The organism is Gordonia sp. IEGM753 (genome assembly GCF_050321825.1).
Lineage (GTDB): Bacteria > Pseudomonadota > Gammaproteobacteria > Pseudomonadales > Pseudomonadaceae > Aquipseudomonas.
In genome coordinates this window covers 1,108,505-1,125,026 of sequence record NZ_JBNQGB010000001.1, presented here as the reverse complement: position 1 = coordinate 1,125,026, position 16,522 = coordinate 1,108,505, and the positions used below count along the sequence as shown (strand labels likewise).

13 protein-coding genes are annotated in these 16,522 nt (G+C 58.9%); 10 read left to right on the top strand and 3 right to left on the bottom strand.

The genetic code is table 11. The features are described from left to right. The first annotated feature begins 122 nt into the window (after positions 1 to 122). From ACQR3R_RS05220 to ACQR3R_RS05210, 3 genes are read left to right on the top strand one after another with little or no spacing between them, the layout of a single operon-like run. Positions 123 to 1,784 carry a GMC family oxidoreductase N-terminal domain-containing protein gene (locus ACQR3R_RS05220; RefSeq protein ID WP_428270947.1) on the top strand — a complete coding sequence of 554 codons (1,662 nt, stop codon included), beginning with the start codon at positions 123 to 125 and terminating at the stop codon, positions 1,782 to 1,784. Continuing rightward, positions 1,753 to 2,124, top strand: a complete 372-nt coding sequence (locus ACQR3R_RS05215) for a hypothetical protein (RefSeq protein WP_428270946.1) — start codon at positions 1,753 to 1,755, stop codon at positions 2,122 to 2,124. The genes ACQR3R_RS05220 and ACQR3R_RS05215 overlap by 32 nt, the downstream gene beginning before the upstream one ends. Before the next feature lie 42 nt (positions 2,125 to 2,166). Then, a complete protein-coding gene (locus tag ACQR3R_RS05210) occupies positions 2,167 to 3,294 on the top strand; it encodes a CoA transferase (protein WP_428270945.1) in 1,128 nt (375 codons plus the stop codon). A 73-nt stretch (positions 3,295 to 3,367) separates the two neighbouring features. Here the strand turns inward: ACQR3R_RS05210 and ACQR3R_RS05205 are convergent, their stop codons facing one another. The 3 genes from ACQR3R_RS05205 to ACQR3R_RS05195 are packed head-to-tail and all read right to left on the bottom strand — an operon-like array spanning position 3,368 to position 8,719. Next, on the bottom strand, positions 3,368 to 5,146 hold the full coding sequence (locus ACQR3R_RS05205) for a sulfatase-like hydrolase/transferase (protein WP_428270944.1): 1,779 nt from the start codon (positions 5,144 to 5,146) through the stop codon (positions 3,368 to 3,370). Between the two features lie 41 nt (positions 5,147 to 5,187). After that, entirely contained in the window at positions 5,188 to 6,657 is a 1,470-nt protein-coding gene (locus tag ACQR3R_RS05200) for an aldehyde dehydrogenase family protein (RefSeq protein ID WP_428270943.1), read from the bottom strand. Between the two features lie 10 nt (positions 6,658 to 6,667). Beyond that, entirely contained in the window at positions 6,668 to 8,719 is a 2,052-nt protein-coding gene (locus ACQR3R_RS05195; RefSeq protein ID WP_428270942.1) for an alkyl sulfatase dimerization domain-containing protein, read from the bottom strand. A gap of 40 nt (positions 8,720 to 8,759) precedes the next feature. Here ACQR3R_RS05195 and ACQR3R_RS05190 point away from each other — a divergent pair, with 40 nt between their 5' ends. From ACQR3R_RS05190 to ACQR3R_RS05160, 7 genes are all read left to right on the top strand, one after another. After that, entirely contained in the window at positions 8,760 to 8,975 is a 216-nt protein-coding gene (locus ACQR3R_RS05190; RefSeq protein ID WP_428270941.1) for a hypothetical protein, read from the top strand. A 25-nt stretch (positions 8,976 to 9,000) separates the two neighbouring features. Continuing rightward, positions 9,001 to 9,786 (top strand): enoyl-CoA hydratase-related protein, encoded by a 786-nt coding sequence (locus ACQR3R_RS05185; protein ID WP_428270940.1) that lies wholly within the window; start codon positions 9,001 to 9,003, stop codon positions 9,784 to 9,786. Positions 9,787 to 9,820: 34 nt separating this feature from the next. Then, the gene (locus ACQR3R_RS05180) at positions 9,821 to 11,068 is read left to right on the top strand and encodes a thiolase C-terminal domain-containing protein (protein WP_428270939.1); all 1,248 of its coding nucleotides are present in this window, start codon (positions 9,821 to 9,823) and stop codon (positions 11,066 to 11,068) included. Between the two features lie 10 nt (positions 11,069 to 11,078). Next, complete coding sequence (locus ACQR3R_RS05175; RefSeq protein ID WP_428270938.1) at positions 11,079 to 12,236, top strand: acyl-CoA dehydrogenase family protein; 1,158 nt, start codon at positions 11,079 to 11,081, stop codon at positions 12,234 to 12,236. 73 nt (positions 12,237 to 12,309) lie between these two features. Then, positions 12,310 to 13,086 carry an SDR family NAD(P)-dependent oxidoreductase gene (locus tag ACQR3R_RS05170; protein WP_428270937.1) on the top strand — a complete coding sequence of 259 codons (777 nt, stop codon included), beginning with the start codon at positions 12,310 to 12,312 and terminating at the stop codon, positions 13,084 to 13,086. A gap of 19 nt (positions 13,087 to 13,105) precedes the next feature. Further along, the gene (locus tag ACQR3R_RS05165) at positions 13,106 to 14,692 is read left to right on the top strand and encodes an AMP-binding protein (RefSeq protein ID WP_428270936.1); all 1,587 of its coding nucleotides are present in this window, start codon (positions 13,106 to 13,108) and stop codon (positions 14,690 to 14,692) included. Between the two features lie 168 nt (positions 14,693 to 14,860). After that, a complete protein-coding gene (locus ACQR3R_RS05160; RefSeq protein ID WP_428270935.1) occupies positions 14,861 to 16,495 on the top strand; it encodes a sulfatase-like hydrolase/transferase in 1,635 nt (544 codons plus the stop codon). Positions 16,496 to 16,522: the final 27 nt, after the last annotated feature.

Sequence of the window (16,522 nt, the reverse complement as noted above, 5' to 3'; positions counted from 1 at the left end):
CCATTGCTTGGCGCGATAGTCACCTGTCGCACTGACCAACGAATTCATCCAATTGACCAGTGATGATCCGGCCATGTGCTCACAATGCGCTCAAGTTGTGCATCGAATAAAGAGAAGAACGCATGAACGAGATCACGCAATTCGATTACATAGTAGTGGGCGCTGGCGCTGCTGGCTGTGTGGTTGCCAGCCGATTGTCAGAAGACCAGGCTGTGTCAGTGTGTTTGTTGGAGGCCGGTGGCCCGGACTCCCATCCGCTGGTTCATATGCCGGCCGGCGTCGCGGCGATGGTCCCGACTTCGATCAATAACTGGCAGTACCAGACCGTGCCGCAATCGGGCCTTGACGGTCGCACCGGTTACCAGCCGCGCGGCAAGACCCTGGGCGGCAGCTCGTCGATCAACGCCATGGCCTATCACCGTGGCCATCCAGAAGACTTTGATCGCTGGGCGGCGCTCGGCAACCCCGGCTGGAGTTATGCCCAAGTGCTGCCGTTCTTCAAGCGTGCAGAACACAACGAACACTTCAAAGACCCGCTGCACGGCCAGAACGGCCCACTCAACGTGCGTTTCCACTCTTCGCCCAACCCGTTTGGCGAAGTCTTTGTCGAGGCCGGCATTCAGGCAGGTTACCCGGCCTGCCCCGATCAAAACGGCGCAAGCATGGAAGGTTTTGGACGGGTGCAGGTGATGCAAAAGGACGGGCAGCGCTGCAGCGCGGCCAAAGCCTACCTTACGCCCAATAGACACCGACAGAACCTGCACATTGAAACCCACGCACAGGCCACCAGAATTGTCTTCGAAGGCAAGCGTGCCGTGGGCATCGAGTTCGTGCAGAACGGGGTCAAGCGCACCGTGCACGCGCGACGGGAAGTGATCGTGAGTTCAGGTGCGTTCAACTCGCCACAGCTACTGCTGTTGTCCGGCGTCGGCCCGGCCAGCGACCTGCTGAAGCTCGATATTGCAGTGGTTCACGATTTGCCGGGCGTGGGCCGAAACCTGGTGGACCACATCGATTACGTCCATTCCTACCGGGTTGAATCCCGTCAGTTGCTGGGGTTATCGCTGACGGGACTGTGGGACATGTTCAAGGCGGGAATCCGTTATTGGCGCCATCGCAGTGGCCCGCTGACCAGCAACTTTGCCGAGGCCTGCGCTTTTGTCAAAACCTCCCCCGGGTTGGTTCAGGCAGACATCGAACTGGCACTGACCATCGCCATGTTTGCGGACCACGGCCGCACGCTGTATCGCGGTCACGGCCTTAGCGTGCATGCCTGCCTGCTGCACCCCAAAAGCGTGGGGCAACTGACGCTTGCGAGTGCCGACCCGCTGGCTGCGCCGCTGATTGATCCAGCATTTCTGACTCACCCGGACGACATCAAAACGCTGATCGAGGGCTATCGAGTCATCCAGAAAGTCATGGCGACCCAAGCTTTCAAGGTCTACAACCCGCGCGACGTGCTGGATACGCCGATGAACACCGACGCGCAGATTGAAAAGGTCCTGCGCGAGCGTTCCGACACGCTTTACCACCCGGTCGGCACCTGCAAAATGGGCTCCGATGCCATGGCGGTGGTCGATGCGCGTCTCAAGGTTCATGGTTTGCAGGGTTTACGCGTGGTCGATGCCTCGATCATGCCAACTATCATTGGGTGCAGCACCACGGCTGCGACGGTGATGATTGGTGAAAAAGCCGCAGAATTCATTCATCAGGACCGCGCTGCCAGCGTCCCTGATTCATCGGAGAACGATCATGAATGCAGCACGCTCAATCACCATGCTTAAGCTGCTTGGGGCAGCCGCCGTCGTGGAACTCGCCACCGGGCTGGCACTGGTGTTGATGCCCGCCCTGGTGAGCAACCTGCTGCTGGGCATCACCGGAACCGAGGTCACCAATGCGTTTGCCCGGTTCCTTGGCCTGGCCCTGATTGCAGTCGGGATTGCTTGCTGGCCAACGCCGCAGAACATGGCCGCGCTGCGTTCGATGCAGTTCTACAACGCGGCAGTGGCGCCGTACCTGGCCTACATGGGCGTGTTCGTCAGCAGCGGACTGTTGCTGTGGCCGGCGGTTGTCTTTCACGCCGCGATGGCGGCGTTGTTGCTGCGTCGTGAGCGCGTTTTCTGATCTGCCCCCCTCACATTTCTATCTAACCGAAGGAGTACCCGCATGGGCGTATTGGACGGCGTTCGCATTGTCGAAATCGCTGGCATCGGACCGGGCCCGTTTTGCGGCATGTTAATGGCGGACATGGGCGCGGAAGTAATCCTGGTCGAACGTGCGGGCGCGAAAGGCGCCGGCATGCATGACCTAGGCCAGAACGCCATCGTCAATCGCGGCAAAAAGTCGATAGCACTTGACTTGAAAAACCCGGACGCCATCGAAGCCGTGTTGCGTTTGATCGAGGGTGCCGATGCGCTGATCGAAGGCATGCGCCCCGGCGTGATGGAGCGCTTGGGCCTGGGCCCGCAGGTGTGCCTGGCACGTAACCCCAGGCTGATTTACGGACGCATGACCGGATGGGGACAACACGGCCCATTGGCTCAAGCGGCTGGCCATGACCTGAACTACATCGCGCTGTCCGGCGCCCTGTGGTTCAGCGGCGAGCCGGGTCAACCACCGATGACACCGCCGACGCTGGTGGGTGATCTGGGCGGCGGTGCGCTGTACTTGGCGATGGGTATTCTGGCCGGGATCATCAACGCCAGCACCAACGGTATCGGCCAGGTCATCGACGCAGCGATTGTCGATGGCAGCGCCAACATGATGAACCTGCTGCTGTCAGCTCACTCCGCCGGCCAGCAGCCGATGCAGCGCGGTTGCGGGTTGCTCGACGGCGCTCACTGGGCGCAAACCTATGCCTGCGCGGATGGCTTGTTCATCAGCGTGCAAGCGCTCGAACCGCAGTTCAACGCGCTGTTGTTGAAGTTGCTCGGCCTGGGCGACGATGCGGATTTCAAGCAAGCCTACGACCCTCGCTTGTGGGGTGCCTTGCGCGAGCGGCTGGCGGCAGTGTTTATCACGCAGCCGCGCCAGCACTGGGTAGACCTGCTGGAAGGAAGCGATGCGTGCTTCGCCCCGGTATTGACGCCGGTCGAAGCAATGACGCATCCGCACATGGCCGAACGGAACGTTTATTCGCGCCACAACGGTGTCCTTCAAGCAGCACCCGCACCTCGATTCTCAACCACGCCTTCGTCCGCCGGGCCTGTGCCCAAGCGTGGTGAACACAGCGCTCAAATCCTGCGAAAAGCAGGTTTGAGCGACGCCTTGATTGAGCAACTGATAGTCACCTGATCAACTCAACAAGGCTGACGTTGCGCAACGTGTAACCGGTATCGAATGATGGCCTGTCACACGTTGCGTTATCTCATGGCTTGGCGTTCGCTCTGCGACGTCGTAGCCACACAAACACGCCCAGCCCCAACACGATGATCGCGATAACGGGCGGCGCCGCGGCTTTGAGCTTGGGTATCACCACGTGCTTCAAGGCGTACATTTGTCCTTGGTGCATGTAGTCATAACCGACGGGCATTGGCAGCACGCCATTGGCTTGCGCGTACGCGGCGTAGTCGGCCTGCATACTCTGGAAGCGCTCCGGCATCTGCGCCTGCAAATCCAGCACTTCACCCGGGTCAGTGGCGATGTTATAGAGGTGCCATTGCTCATTGCCCACCGGTTTCAGGCTTTTCACCAGTTTGTAATCACCCTTGAACAACGCTGCACTGCCAGACAGCTCATAGCCGATCGCCTGATCTTGCGGGTGGACGCGCTCGGCGGTGCCCCGTAATACCGGTACCAGACTGCTGCCGATCATCGGCTCAACGGCTTTGCCCCGAAAATGCCCGTCGTGCGGTTTGACCCCGGCCACCTCAAGCAAGGTTGGAACAATGTCGGTGACATGCGTAAAGGTTTTGGAAATCCGGTTGGCCTGGATACCCGGCACGCCCGAGACGATCAACGGGGTACGCAACCCGCCTTCACCGGCGAAAAACTTATAACCACTCAACGGTGAGGCAGCAGCACTGGCCCAACTCGGACCGATGCTGGTAAACGCCCCTTTGCTACCCAACCGGTCCAGTTGGCGGGTGTAGTTCATTTCCAGCCACAACCTGACGGCGGGAATGGTGTAGGGATCGGTGGGCTCGCTGCCGTTATCGGACAAAAACACGAACACTGTGTTGTCATACTCACCGGTCGCTTTCAGGTGTGCGATAAATCGACCGATTTCCCGATCCATGGTTTCGCCCATGCCGGCGTAGACCTCCATACGCCGCGCTTCGTAGCGTTTTTCGTGCTCATCCAGAGCTTCCCAGTCGGCGGTGCTGGCCATCGTTTGCATGCCCGCGCCGCTCGGAATCAGGCCCAGCTCGACCGCCCGTTCGCGACGCGCCTCGCGCAATGCAGTCCAGCCTTGGTCATAGCGACCACGGTATTTATCAATGACATCTTTGGGCGCTTGTACCGGAACATGGTTGGCTTGAAAGCCCAGATAGGCGAAAAAGGGTTTCCCGTCCTGCCGATCCATTGCGATGTACTCAAGGACTTTGTCGACGATAAACGTCGACGAATAATAGTCCTTCGGTAAATGCGCTGGCTGGCCGTTTTCGAACCAGGCAGCCTTGTCATACAGCGGCGCATAAGGGCGTTCCTCCCAATTGTCCGAACCACTGTCAGCCTGGATAAATGAACGATCAAAGCCTCTGTTGTTCGGCAACGTGTCCCGGGTCTTGCCTAAATGCCATTTGCCGGTGATGTAGGTGTCGTAGCCGCCGTCCTGTAGCAGGCTGGCCACGGTGATCGCATTATCGTTGAGTACGCCGCTGTAACCGGGTTTGCCCAAGTGTTCGTCGGGCATGGTTTCCGGCATGTTGCCCACGCCGTTACGATGATTATCGACGCCCGTCAGCAACATCGAACGCGTCGGCGAACACGACGCAGTGACGTGAAAATCAGAAAAACGTACACCTTCACGGGCAAGGGTATCGATGTTCGGCGTGGCTATTTCACTGCCAAATGAACCCACATCACTGAACCCCCAGTCATCGGCCACCAGCACCACAATATTGGGGGGCTTGGCCGCAGCCACACAGTGCGGTCCAAAGGCGAGACAACACATCGCCAAAACAAGCGGTTTTAACGCAGTCATTCACAGTTTCCTTCTTTCCGGGAGCGGTATGTTCTGCAGCGTCAAGGCTTGAGCAGAGCGCCGATCAACCGCCCAAACAGCGCACCATAGGGCGGGCGCAACAGGCCCATGACGTCCCAATACGCAGGCGTGAAAACCGACCGCTCAAGACTGAATGCCTTGAAGCCATACCCGCCGCGATAACGACCGAAACCCGAGGCACCACAGCCCCCAAAGGGCAAATCAGTCTGGAACAAGTGCTGCATCACTTCGTTGATGCAGGCCCCACCGGAATGGGTGCGTTGCAGCACATGCGTTGCTTCCACACGGTCATCACCGAAGTAGTACAGCGCCAGTGGCCGGGCATGCGCATTAATGTATTCGAGGGCCTGGTTGATGTCGCGGTAGCTTCGAATCGGCAACAGCGGCCCGAACACTTCTTCCTGCATCGCCAGGCTCGAATCCGGCGGTTCAACCAGCAGCGTGGGTGCGATCTTGCGTGAAGCGCTCAAGTCTTCGTTGCACGGGTTGATCTCGATCACACGAATGCCTTGGTCCCGGGCGTCTTGCACGCAGGCTTGCATTCGCCGGTATTGCCCCGGCGTGGCCATTGCCGTGTAGTCGGGATTGTTCAACAGGGTCGGAAACATCCGTCGTAACTCGACTTGCATGCAATTGAGCAATCGTTCGCGGTCATCTTCGTGCACCCACACATAATCCGGCGCGATACAGGCCTGACCCGCACTCACACCTTTGCCGCCCCAGATACGTCGGGCGGCGTTTTGCAGGTCAGCGCCACGACCAATGATGGTCGGTGATTTGCCGCCCAACTCCAGCGTTAGCGGTGTCAGGTGTTGCGCTGCGGCACGCATCACCAGCCGCCCTACCCTTGGGCTGCCGGTGAACACCAGATGATCGAGCGGCATTGCGCTGAATGCCGCGCCCAGGTCGGCACCGCCAATAAAAGCGGCAATTTCTGTGTCAGCAAACTGCCCGGCCAGCAATTCAATCAATAGGCTCGCGGTCGCCGGCGACTGATCGGAGAACAGCAAAATCACGCGGTTGCCCGCCGCCAACGCTTCGGCCAGTGGACCCAAAGCGATGGCGATGGGAAAGTTCCAGGGGGAAATAATGCCGATGGTTCCCAGTGGCTGAAAATGGATGGCCGCCCTGGCGCCCAGCCAGCCGCTTCCCAGTTCGGCCCTTCGACGCTCGGGACGCATCCAGCGTCGAACATGATCACGCGCATATTTAAGCCCCTGCAATGGCAACAACACATCAGCCATCAGCGATTGGTCGTGACTGCGCCAGGTAAAGTCCTTGGCCAATGCTTCGCAAAGTTGTTGCTGGTTATCCAGCAGTAACTTGATCACGCGGTTTATACGTTCGATACGCCGTTCTGCCGACGGTGGTCCCTCGGCGAGGGAGGCGGCTTGCTGGCGAGCCAGTACAGCGGCTACTCGCCCGCAGGCCGACATGACATCCGCTTGCGCGGCGTCACCTGCGAGTGAATCGTGCAGCGACGAGTTCATATCGGCATTCCTATCGTGCAGGTGCATTAGGCCCGACCAGCTCAAAGTCCGGGGAAAACTTGTCCAGCGAACCCAGCACGTCATAGACCGCCATTTTGCTGCCATCAATTTTCAGGTCGCCCTTGAACACCGCCTCGATGGGCGACACTTTCTCCGCCAGAATCGAGTTCAGCGTCTCGCGCGTCAGGGTCAGCGTGGCATCGGCGTTATCGGCGTTGTAATCGGCAATGTAGGTCAATGCCGAGTTCTCCAAGTTGAGCGTATAACGCCTGCCCGATGTGCCGATGTCAGTGAAGTTCCAGTTCAGGACAATGTGTTTACCCTCCACGTCCGGTGCCTTCAGACGCACGCCCAGGTAATCAAAGATATTGTCGATGGTCAGCGCCTTCAGCATGTCTGGGCTGGCGGTGCGCAGTGGTGAGGCAAGCTTCTTGCCGCCGCTGCGGTGCTCCATGGCGGCCGCCAGATAACTGTTGCGCTCCACCGCAGACTCCGCTTGGTAGCCCAACTGCTCCAGGGCATCGGCAGCCAATTCACGCGCTGCGTGGTTGTCCGGTTCGGCGTACACCAAATGGCTCATGGCTTGTGCTACCCAGCGGTATTCACCGTTGGCGAAATCGGTGCGTGCTCGGGCGAGCACCGCATCGGCGCCGCCGCCATATTCCACAAACTTTTTGCCGTAATCACCGTCGGACAACGCATCCATATTGGCCGGATTGGAGTCGTACCAACCCATGTACTGCTGATAAACGGCCTTGGAATTACGTTGCACCGAACCGTAAAAACCATGGGTGAACGCTTCACTGGCCAAGCTCGCCGGCACGTGATCGCGCATGTACTCGGCAATCTCCACCGGTTTGTAGCCCTTGTTGATCAAGCGCAGTGACTGATCGTGCAACCACTTGTACATGTCGCGTTGCTTGGACAAATAGTTGACCACACGCTCATGCCCAAACACTGGCCAGCCGTGTTGACCCACCAAAATATCGGCGCTCGGGGCGAATTGGTGCAGGGCTTCGTTGAGGTATTTGGACCAGGCCAACCCGTCGCGGATGGTTGCCCCACGCAACGTCAGCAATTGGTGCTGAGTGGGCAACGCCAGCTCACCGGTGTCGAGTACTTTGAATTGAGGAAAATAATGAATGAACTCGGCGGGCGCCTCAGTGCCGGGGGCCAGCATGTTGACGATCTCGACACCATCAATGGTCAGCGTCTGAATAGGCTGGCTGAGTTCGATGGTCGGCGGGATCAGGGTAATGGTGCCGTTGGACAAGGCTTTCGCGCCACCCAGGTCGATTTGCCCCTGTGCACTGCGGGGCAAAGTCGTGCCGAACTGGTACTCGGCGCGTCGGCTCATGGCGTTGCCTGCCATGACGTTCTCTGCCACCGCGGTTGCCATGAACCCCGCAGGGGCAATGATCTGAACCTTGCCGGCCTTCACGTCCGCTTCATCGACAATGCCGCGAATGCCCGCGAAGTGATCGACATGGCTGTGGTTGTAGAGCACCGCCACCACCGGTTTTCTCGGCCGATGCTGGTAGTACAGTTCCAGCGCGGCATGCGCCACTTCAGTTGCCAGGTTGCAGTCAACAATAATCAGGCCGGTGTTGCCTTCGATGATGGTCATGTTGGTCAGATCGAGGCCGCGCACTTGGTAAAAACCGTCAGTGACCTTGAACAAACCATTGGACATGCTCTTTCGGGCTTGTTGCCACAGGCTTGGGTTGACCGTCGCGGGTGCATCACTGGCGTCGAGAAACTCATAGCCTTTGAGGCTGTACACCACATGGCCGTCGGCCGCTGAGGTTTCGGCGTCGGGAATGCTTGCAATGAAGCCTCGTTGAATATCGGCCAGCACTTCCCTGTCCTCGGGTGGCATGGCGTGCGCGGTGGCGGCGTTAACCGCTATGGTCGCCGCCGTTGCGGCTTTCTGGCCGCCCTGACCCGCGCTGTTATCGACTGTTTGCCAATGTGCGCTGGCCTGACCTCGCGACCACTGAATCGCACCGATTATGCTGGCGGCCAACACTGACACCGTCAGCACTACACGGAGTTTTTTCATCGCCCGGACTCTCTCTGATTGTTATTTGAATGGCGTTGCGATGGTGCAAGCAAGTAGTGCCCGGCTGCTGGTCATCTCAATCAATTCAACAGTCTTCGCAGGCACCGGTGGCTTGCCGGTGATGGCAGTCTCACGGGCGCCATTGCGGGTGAATGCCTGTGTGTATCCCTCCCCTGCGGACAAGCGCTTTCGTTGCAATGACCTGCGCAGCGTTGATCTGCATTCCTACTATCAGCCCCATCAACGACGCCAATAGAGCGCTAACAATAAGGGGAGTTGTCATGAGTGAAGATGTGTTGCTGTATGAAATCGTCGGCCCGGTGGCGCGCCTGACGCTCAATCGGCCGCGAGCCATGAATGCCTTGAATCTTGCGACACTCGCCGAACTCGAACGCCGACTGAACGACATCGCCGGCAATGACGAATTGCGCGTGGTGATCCTCACCGGCAATGGCCCGGCCTTCTGCGCCGGGGCCGATCTGAAAGAGGTGCTGGCGGGCTCGAGCCTTCCGGCAGGCGAAGCAGACTTCCTGGACCGCGCCAATCAGGTGTTTGGTCAGTTACGTAATTTTCCAAAACCGGTGATCGCCTCACTCAATGGCGTGACCATGGCCGGCGGCCTGGAGCTGGCGATGTGTGCCGACATCGTGGTCGCCGCGCACACCGCGACCCTGGCCGACGCCCACGCCAATTTCGGTGTTTACCCTGGCGCTGGCGGTGCGGCAGTCCTGCCACGGCTGATCCCGCTGAACATCGCCATGTATTTGCTGTTGACCGGCAAGTCGCTGACAGCCAGCGAAATGAAAGCATATGGCCTGGTGTGTGAAGTGCACCCCGATGCCGAGCTCGCGGACGCCACCTTGGCGCTGGCCAACCAGATCGCGAAAAAGAGCCCCATTGCGCTACGCCGCATGAAAGAAGTCGCCCGCGCATCCTCCGATAAATCCCGCGATGACGCGTTGCAGCACGAGCAAGTGATGCTGCGCCAGCACCTGCGCACCGCCGATTTCCAGGAAGGCTTGCACGCCTTTGGTGAAAAACGCGCACCGAACTTCAAGGGCCGCTAGGTCGCAACCTTCTCCGGATCATCAGGAACAGACAATGAACGATATTTTCATCGCAGGCGTGGGCATGACGCCGTTCGGGCGATTGCTTGAGCGCAGCGTTTACGACATGGTCGAGGAAGCCGTCGGGTTGGCGCTCAAAGATGCCGGTGCTACCACGACCGATGTTGGCTCGGTGTATTACAGCACCATGACCAACGGCATGTTGCAGGGACAAACCGGCATTCCGGGGCCCATCGCCATGCGCCGTATCGGCATCGAAAGCGTGCCGGTGTTTTCGGTCGAGAATGCCTGTGCATCAGGCTCCTCAGCGTTCAACCTCGCCACGCTCGCACTGCGTGCCGGCCAATGTGACATCGCCCTGGCGGTGGGCGCCGAGAAGATGAACGTGCCGGACAAAGCCAAAATGTTCGCCGTGTTCGATGGTGGCTGGGACGTATCCACGGTCGAACAAAACAAGCACACATTGCTGGCCATGGGCGAAGGCATCGTGCCGCCGCCGGGCAGCGTTTCCGAACGCCCATACAGCGTGTTCATGGACGTGTATGCCTCCATTGCGCGCAATCACATGCAGCGTTACGGCACCACCCAACGGCAGATCGCCGCCGTCGCTGCGAAGAACCATCAACACTCCGTGCACAACCCGCTCTCCCAGTTCCAGCAAGCGTTCAGCATTGATGAGGTGCTGGGGTCGCCAGCCATCTGCTACCCGCTGACCACGCTCATGTGCTCGCCGATCAGTGACGGCGCAGCAGCCGTACTGCTGTGCACCGCAGAAGGTCTGAACCGTTTGAAAAACGCCAGTGACCGAGCCGTTCGGGTACTGGCCAGCGTGGTACAGACCGGCAGTCACCGAGGCCTCGACGAGCCGGAAAAAATTGTCGCGCACCTGGCGGCTAAAAAAGCTTACGCACAGGCCGGTATCGACCCATCCGACGTTGACGTCGCTGAAGTGCATGACGCCTCGGCCATCGGTGAAATCCTCAACGCTGAATCGCTGATGCTGGTGCCATTCGGCGAAGGTGGCCCCGCGGCCGAGCGCGGAGATTTCACGGTCGGTGGCCGCATGCCGATCAACCCGTCCGGCGGCCTCGAATCCAAGGGCCACCCGATTGGTGCAACAGGCTTGGGGCAAATCCACGAACTGGTCACCCAATTGCGCGGTGAAGCCGGCAAGCGCCAGGTAGAAGGTGCGCATATCGCCATTCAGGAAAACGGCGGTGGCCTTTTCGGCATCGAAGAAGCCGTGGTCGCCGTCAACATTCTCGCCAACAAACATATTTAAGGAGAACCCCATGGGACACGTCATGCGCACCCCGGAACAACTCGAAGCGGTCGAAAGTTTCCGTCGTTTCCTGGCCGACAAGATCGACCCGGTATTCAACAAGGAATACCGCGACAAGTTCATGCCCAAAGAGAAAATGGCCGAAATGATGCGCCAGCTCTCGGAGTTCGGCATGGTCTCGGGCGCCGTCAGCGAGGCCAACGGTGGCTTGGGTCTGGACTGGCCAACCATGACCATGCTGTTCGAAGAGGTCGCCGCCTGCTCGGTAGACCTGTCGACGCCGGTGGTCATCAACTCCTTCGGCGCACAAATGCTCGAAAAACTTGCTCCCGAGCATCTGCGCGAACGTTACCTGCCAGGGCTGGTCAGTGGTGATTCGTTCGTCAGCGTCGGCATTTCGGAACCGGACGTTGGCTCCAACGTGCTGGAAATCAAGACCCGTGCCCGCCGCGACGGTGATGCCTTCATCATCACTGGCGAAAAAACCTGGATCAGCAACGGTGCCTACTCCGACTTCCTGATTTGCACTTGCCGCACTGGCGATGACCCGCGCAAGGGCCTGACGCACTTCCTGCTCGACCGCAAAGAACACCCTTACGAAGTACAGAACATTCACAAAATGGCCTGGAACAGCCAGTCCACCGCGCAGATCTTCCTCAACGACGTGCGGGTTCCGGCCAGCAACATCATCGGCAACGAAGGTGAGGCGCTGAAAAATACGCTGTCGTTCTTTGAGCGTTCACGCGTGTTTGTCGCGGCTCAAGGCCTGGGCATCGGCCGTCGCGCACTGGAAGAAGCCGTGCGTTATGCCAAGGAACGCAAACAACACGGCAAGTTGATTGCTGGCCACCAATTGATCTCCGCGATGCTCGCGGAAATGGCAACCAACGTTGACGCCGCACGCCTGTTGACCTACCGCGCTGCCGAAATGATCGGTGCTGGTATCCCGGCAGAAATGGAAGCCGCCATGGCCAAGTATTTCGCTTGCGAATCTGCCGTGACGGTTGCCCGCCAAGCAGTACAGATTCACGGCGGCGCAGGCGTGACCACCGATTTCCTGGTCGAGAAACTCGCCCGAGAAGCCATCATCGTGCCGATTCCGGAAGGCACCACTCAGATTCAACAACTGATCATTGGCCGCGCCCTGACCGGGGTTAACGCGTTCTGATCACCTGTCAGTTTCGGCTCCTAACAATAACAACCCGGCCATCGTGGACCGGGTAACGAACAAGGACACACACATGCGTATTCAAGACAAGGTTATCGTAATCACCGGCGGTGCTTCTGGCCTGGGCCTGGCCACGGCGCATTACATGGCCAGCGAAAAAGCTGCCCGCGTGGCGATTTTCGATCTCAATATCGAAGCCGGCGAAAAAGCGGTTGCCGAGTTGGGCGCGGACCGAGCGATGTTCGTGCAGACCGACGTCAGCGATGAAGTGTCGGTACAGAACGCGGTGAACGCCGTCATCGGCAAATTCGGCGCTATCCACGTCTGCATCAACGGCGCTGCGGTACCCAACGGTTTTAAGGTGCTGGGCAAAGAAGGCAAGGCTGCCCCACTGTCGAAATTCGCCCTGGCCACCGCAATCAACCTCAATGGTGTGTTCAACGTCATGTCCAAGTGCGCCGAGCACATGGCCAACAACGAAGCCGAAGCTGGCGAAGAGCGCGGCGTTGTGATCAACGTGTCGTCCGGTGCCGCGTATGAAGGCCAGGTCGGCCAATGTGCCTATGCCGCCACCAAGGCTGGTGTGATCGGCATGAACATGCCGGCGGCCCGCGAGCTGGGCGCCATTGGCGTAAGGGTCAACGCTATCGCACCGGGCCTGTTCTTGACCACTATGGTGGCGGGGCTCGACGAAAAAATCCTCAATTCGCTGAAGGAGCAGATGGAAGCCCCGAAACGCTTGGGTGACATGCGTGAGTTCGCCCACTGCTGCGCCTTCCTGATCGAGAACGCCTACGTCAATGGCGAGACCATCCGTCTCGACGCCGCCTCGCGCATGCGTGCCCGCTGAACCAGGGGAGCCCTCCATCATGAACATGAACTTCAGCCGAATCATGCGCTTGCTGGCGCTGCGTCACCGCGATCAGGAAGCCATCGTCAACGTCGAGCGCAATCGCCGCTACACCTATGAGCAATATCACCTGCTGACCAACCGCATCGCCGATGTGCTGCGCTCCATGCTGAGGGTGCGCTCCGGCGAGCGTTTCATGCTGATCCTGGAGAACGACAACCTCAGCCTGATGATGTTTCCCAGTACCTTCAAGCAGGAAGGCACGGTGGTCATGACCAACCTGCGCGATCCGCTGGATGAGCATGCGCGGCAGATCGATTTGGTCAAACCCCGGGTGGTGTTTATCGAAACGCGTCTGCTGGATTCGTACTACGGCATGCTGCGCAGCCGCGGCTGCGAAGTCGTCGTGATGGACCCGGCCACCGCCGAACAGGCCACCCTGCCCGGTGTGCACAGCTTCTGGTCGATGGTGGAAGCCGCGTCCGATGCAGACAACGACGTGACGCTCGATACCGACCAGCACATCTGCATGTTGCGCTTCACCGGTGGCACCACTGGCAAGGGCAAGTGCGCGATGTACTCCATCGACAACTGGATGGCCTGCCGCGACGCCGCGTTTATCAATACCGACCTGGGAGTGAACAGCGCCACGCGATTGCTGCATGTATCGCCGCTGTCCCATGGCACTTTGATGCTGTTCATCCCCACGGTGTATGGCGGTGGCACCAACCTCACCATGAACCAGCTGGACATGGAAGCCTGGCGCCAGCAGGTTGAGCAGGAGCGTGTAACGCACTCATTCCTGGTACCGACTGTTCTTTACCGTCTGCTGGAAATGCAACGCGCCGCGCCCAAGGATTTTTCATCGCTCACCACGCTGATCTACGGCGCCGCGCCAATGAGCCCGGGCAAGCTTGGCGAATTGGTGGAATGCTTCGGGCAGATCTTTGTTCAGGGCTACGCGGCGACTGAAGCGCCAATGGTGATTTCGGCCCTCGACAAGGCCGCGCATGAGCCTGGCAATACAGCCGCTTTGCAACATTTGTCATCGGCCGGGCGCCCCACTCCCGGTGTCGAAGTGTTTATTGCCGCCCAGGACGGTAGCCCGTTGCCGATCGGCGAAACCGGTGAAATCCGCATTCGCTGCAAAGCCATCATCAAGGGCTATTACGAGAACCCGGAAGCAACGGCGGCGGAATTCGACGACGGCGCATGGAAATCCGGCGACCTGGGTTACATCGACGCCGACGGTTACCTATACATCGTCGACCGGCTGAAAGACATGATCATCAGCGGTGGATTCAACGTCTATGCCGTGGAAGTCGAAGCAGCCCTGGCGGCGCATCCAGCCGTCATGATGGCTGCCGTGGTAGGCATTCCGCACCCGGAATGGGGGGAAGCGGTGCACGCCGAAGTCATCTTGCGTCAGGGTGAAACCGTGTCGGTAGACGAGCTGATTGCCCAGACCCGCTCCCGGCTGGGGGGCTACAAGGCGCCGAAATCATTGATATTTGTCGATGAATTGCCAACCTCGGTGGTCGGCAAGGTGTTACGGCGACAGGTTCGGGAAAAATATTGGAAAGATTCGACGCGCAAGATCAGTTGAAAGTAAAAACGGGGTCGGAGCGGCTTGCACAGCCGCCCCTTTGTAAACGTCATGAAACAGTGAGCCCGAATTAAACGTATTACTGGATATTTCACAGTTAGTACCTACGCTATTCGCGGGGGATCCAAATTAAGGGACATCTGGGGGAAGTCCTTGTGAGCTAACGCAATGCCACAGGATCTCGACATGAACCGGACAAATATCCCCAGGCTATTCGCTGTATCTGTTCTGTTGTCTGCAATGGTTCTTCCCTTGGTTGCTCAAGCCGCGGACAAGCCACCCCCCAACATTGTGGTGATCATGGGAGACGATATTGGCTGGTCCAATATCGGCGTGTACAACCAGGGCATGATGGCCGGCCGCACACCGAATCTCGATCAACTTGCCAACGAAGGCATGCGCTTTACCGACTATTACGCCGAAGCCAGTTGCACGGCCGGGCGAGCCAACTTCATTACCGGCGAATTGCCGATTCGCACCGGCATGACCACGGTCGGCCAGGCGGGTTCGCCTATCGGCATTCCTCCCGAGGCGGTCACCATCGCCACAACCCTCAAAGCCATGGGCTATGCCACGGGTCAATTCGGCAAAAACCACTTGGGCGACCTGAATGAATTCTTGCCTACCGTGCATGGTTTCGACGAGTTCTTCGGCTATCTCTACCACCTGGACGCCATGGAAGACCCGGCGCACCCCAATTATCCGAAAGAACTTTTGGACACTGTCGGCCCACGCAACATGGTCCACAGTTGGGCGACCACCACCGATGACACCACGGTGATGCCGCGTTGGGGCAAGGTCGGCAAACAGAAAATCGAAGACGCCGGCACGCTTTATCCGGATCGGATGAAAACCGTCGACGACGAGATTCAAGCCAAGGCGTTCGCCTTCATCGACAAGGCCAAACAGGACAATAAACCGTTTTTCCTGTGGCTGAACCCTACGCGCATGCACATCGTCACCCACCTTTCCGACAAATATGAGGCCCTGCGCAACGCTGAAAATGGTTGGTCGGAGCAGGAAGCGGGCATGGCACAACTCGACGATATCGTCGGTGACGTCATGGCCAAACTGAAAAAAGACGGCATGGACGACAACACCATTGTCGTTTTCACCACGGATAACGGTGCAGAAAACTTCACGTGGCCGGACGGCGGCACCACACCGTTTGCGATGGGCAAAGGCACGGTCATGGAAGGTGGTTTCCGGGTGCCGGCGATCGTTCGCTGGCCAGGCCAGGTTCCACCCAATACCGTGGCCAACGGCATCATGTCGGGCATGGACTGGTTCCCGACCTTCGTCACCGCAGCGGGCAACCCCAACATTACCGAGGAGCTGCTCAAGGGCAAGCAACTGGGCGATACCACGTACAAGGTGCACCTCGACGGCTACGACCAGACCCCGATGATTACCGGCAAAGGTCCCTCCAACCGGCATGAGATTTTCTACTTCGGCGAGAGCACGCTGGGCGCCATTCGTATTGATGACTTCAAATACCGCTTCATCGATCAACCGGGCGGTTGGCTGGGCGCCAAGGTGGGGCTGGACATGCCAATCCTGACGAACCTGCGACTCGACCCGTTTGAGCGCATGGGTTGGCCGGAAGACCAGGCTGCCAGCGGTTCTCTGGAATATTTCCAGTGGTTCAAGTTCCAGTTCTGGCGGTTTGTGTTTGTGCAGGATCAAGTGATGAAACTGGCGAAGACCGCCATTGAATTCCCGCCAATGCAAAAAGGCGCGAGCTTCAACCTGGATGCAGTCAAGGAGAAAATCGCGGCGGCACGAGCGGCCATGGCCAAGTAAGCGATCGAGGGACCGGGTGGTCCGCGT